Below are 2,592 nucleotides of genomic sequence, written 5' to 3'. Positions count from 1 at the left end.
CGGTACGGCGGCGGGTGGGGCTGGACGTGCCGGCACTGCTGGTACGACGCATGGCGGGCTCCTCGGGGAGATCGGGTGCGGCTTCCCGATCATCCTCGGACGGCCGGCCCGCCGTCCGGATCCTCATCGAGGAGGGCGCACGACCCTTGCGCGCCCCCGAACAACCGCCGTTCCTCCTACGGGAGTCGTCGGGGATGGCCCCTACGGGAGCGGGCTTTGGCCCCGGACCGGGCGGGAGCGCAGCGCGTGCAGGACGTCGATCCGGTTCGTCGTGACCGAGTCCACGCCCAGCTCCAGCAGTCTGCTCATGGAGCGGCGGGTGTCCGGGGTCCACACGGACAGCAGACAGCCGTCGCGGTGCACCCGGGCGGCAAGCTCCCGGTCGACCAGCGGGAAGCGGTAGTTGAGCCAGCGCGGGCGCACGGCGGCGAGCAGCGCCGGGCGGGGCGGGGCCAGGGTCGTCCAGGTCAGGGCGATCTCGGCGGCCGGGTCGGCGGCCCGGACGGCGAGCATCGCCTCGGCGCCCGCGCTGTAGTAGACGCGGTCCCGCGCGCCGCTCTGCCGGATCACGTCCAGCGTCCGCTCGACCGTGCGGCGGCCGACCGGACCGCACAGGTCCACCATCACCCGGCTGTCGCCGGTCGCCGCGAGCGCCTGGGCCAGCGTCGGCACCCGGCCCCCCGTCAGCCCGTGCAGCTCCTCGGCGGACAGCGCGCCCAGCGGCCGGTCGGCCTTCCACAGCCGGCGCAGCGTCTCGTCGTGCAGCAGCACGGGCACGCCGTCCCGGGTGAGCCGTACATCGATCTCGACGGCGTCCGCGCCCCGGGCGAGCGCGGAACGCAGCGAAGGGAGGGTGTTCTCACGGAAACGGTAGGGGTCGCCGCGGTGGGCCACGGCGGTCACGGTCTGCATGGGCCCCATTGTGGCCGTGCGGCGACCCGGCGGGTGCGGGCGCGGTGGCTCAGCCGGCGAGCCAGGTGCCGGTGTAGTCGTCGATCTCCCGGGTGATCCGGGCCTTGCCGGCCGCGTCCAGGAAGGACACCTCGACGGCGTCCTTCGCGAGCGCGGCGAGGCCCCGCTCGTCCAGTTCCAGGAGCCGGGCGGCCACCGCGTACTCGTTGTTCAGGTCGGTGCCGAACATCGGCGGGTCGTCGGAGTTGACCGTCACCAGCACCCCGGCCCGGGTGAACTCCTTGATCGGGTGCTCCTCCAGGGTGCGCACCGCGCGGGTGGCGATGTTGGAGGTCGGGCAGACCTCCAGCGGGATACGGTGCTCGGCGAGGTACGCCAGCAGCTCCGGGTCCCGCGCGGAACTCGTGCCGTGCCCGATGCGCTCGGCGCGCAGGTCGCGCAGCGCGTCCCACACCGTCTCCGGGCCGGTCGTCTCCCCGGCGTGCGGGACGGAGCGCAGACCGGCGGCGATGGCCCGGTCGAAGTACGGCTTGAACTGCGGCCGGGGCACCCCGATCTCCGGCCCGCCGAGCCCGAACGACACCAGGCCCTCCGGGCGGATCCGGTCCTCGGTGGCCAGCCGTGTCGTCACCTCTGCCGCCTCCAGACCGGCCTCGCCGGGAATGTCGAAGCACCAGCGCAGCACGGTCCCGAACTCCGCCTCGGCGGCCTTGCGGGCGTCCTCGATCGCCTCCATGAACGCCCGCTCGTCGATGCCCCGCCGGGTGGAGGAGAAGGGGGTGATGGTCAGCTCCGCGTACCGCACCTGCTGCCGGGCCAGGTCGCGGGCCACCTCGTAGGTGAGCAGCCGGACGTCCTCCGGGGTGCGGATGAGGTCCACGACCGACAGGTAGACCTCGATGAAGTGCGCGAAGTCCGTGAAGGTGAAGTACTCGGCGAGGGCCTCGGGGTCGGCGGGGACCTTGGATCCGGGGTGCCGGGCGGCCAGCTCCGAGACGATGCGGGGGGAGGCGGAGCCGACGTGGTGGACGTGCAGTTCGGCCTTGGGCAGTCCCGCGATGAAGGCGCGCAGATCGCGGTGGGCGGTGCCGGTGGCGGGTACGGCGGTGTCGGTCAAGGGGTCCTCCCCGGGAACGGCGCCCACGGACCGCGGCAGGCGGCCCCGGGCGCGGTGATCGGCTGATCGGTGGCGCGGGTTCATCGTAGGCCCCGGGGCCGCGGTGTCCGGTACGGCCCGTAGCATGACGGAACCGTCCAGGAGAGGGGTCCCTTCACCATGTCCGACGAGGCGCCGCAGTCCACGCCGGGGGAGCGCACCGCGCCCGATCACGGGCCGACGGAACCGGCTCGCGGACAAGGGCACTCGAGCCCCCCGGGCTCCCAGGACGAAGCGGCACCCCCCGTCTCCCTGGCCAAGGACCCGGCACCGACGGCCTCCCCCGCGGACCGGATACACCGGATACCGGGGGCGGTGGAGCCTGGGGCGGGCCGGATACCGGCGCCCGCCGCACCGGGTGCCGACGACGTACCGGCGTCCGCGAACCCCGGGGCGGACCGGACCCCCGTCCAGGACGCGCCCCCCGCCCCCGCCCCGGTTCACGGCCAGGGGACCCCGACCTCACTACCGACGGACCCGGAGCCCCCCGCGCCCGCGGCTTCTCGCTGGGCATGCGGCAACGT

General features: G+C 74.5%; 1 protein-coding gene and 1 pseudogene. Both read right to left on the bottom strand.

The window, feature by feature from the left end; genetic code table 11:
• Positions 1 to 201: 201 nt before the first annotated feature.
• The gene (locus H5J33_RS30710; RefSeq protein ID WP_181798040.1) at positions 202 to 912 is read right to left on the bottom strand and encodes a glycerophosphodiester phosphodiesterase; all 711 of its coding nucleotides are present in this window, start codon (positions 910 to 912) and stop codon (positions 202 to 204) included.
• A gap of 49 nt (positions 913 to 961) precedes the next feature.
• A pseudogene (locus H5J33_RS30705) lies at positions 962 to 2,096 on the bottom strand (adenosine deaminase).
• Positions 2,097 to 2,592: the final 496 nt, after the last annotated feature.

The organism is Streptomyces sp. WELS2, from assembly GCF_013870595.1.
GTDB lineage: Bacteria > Actinomycetota > Actinomycetes > Streptomycetales > Streptomycetaceae > Streptomyces.
Note: the sequence above shows the minus strand (reverse complement) of the source record. Positions and strands in the feature narration are given on the sequence as shown.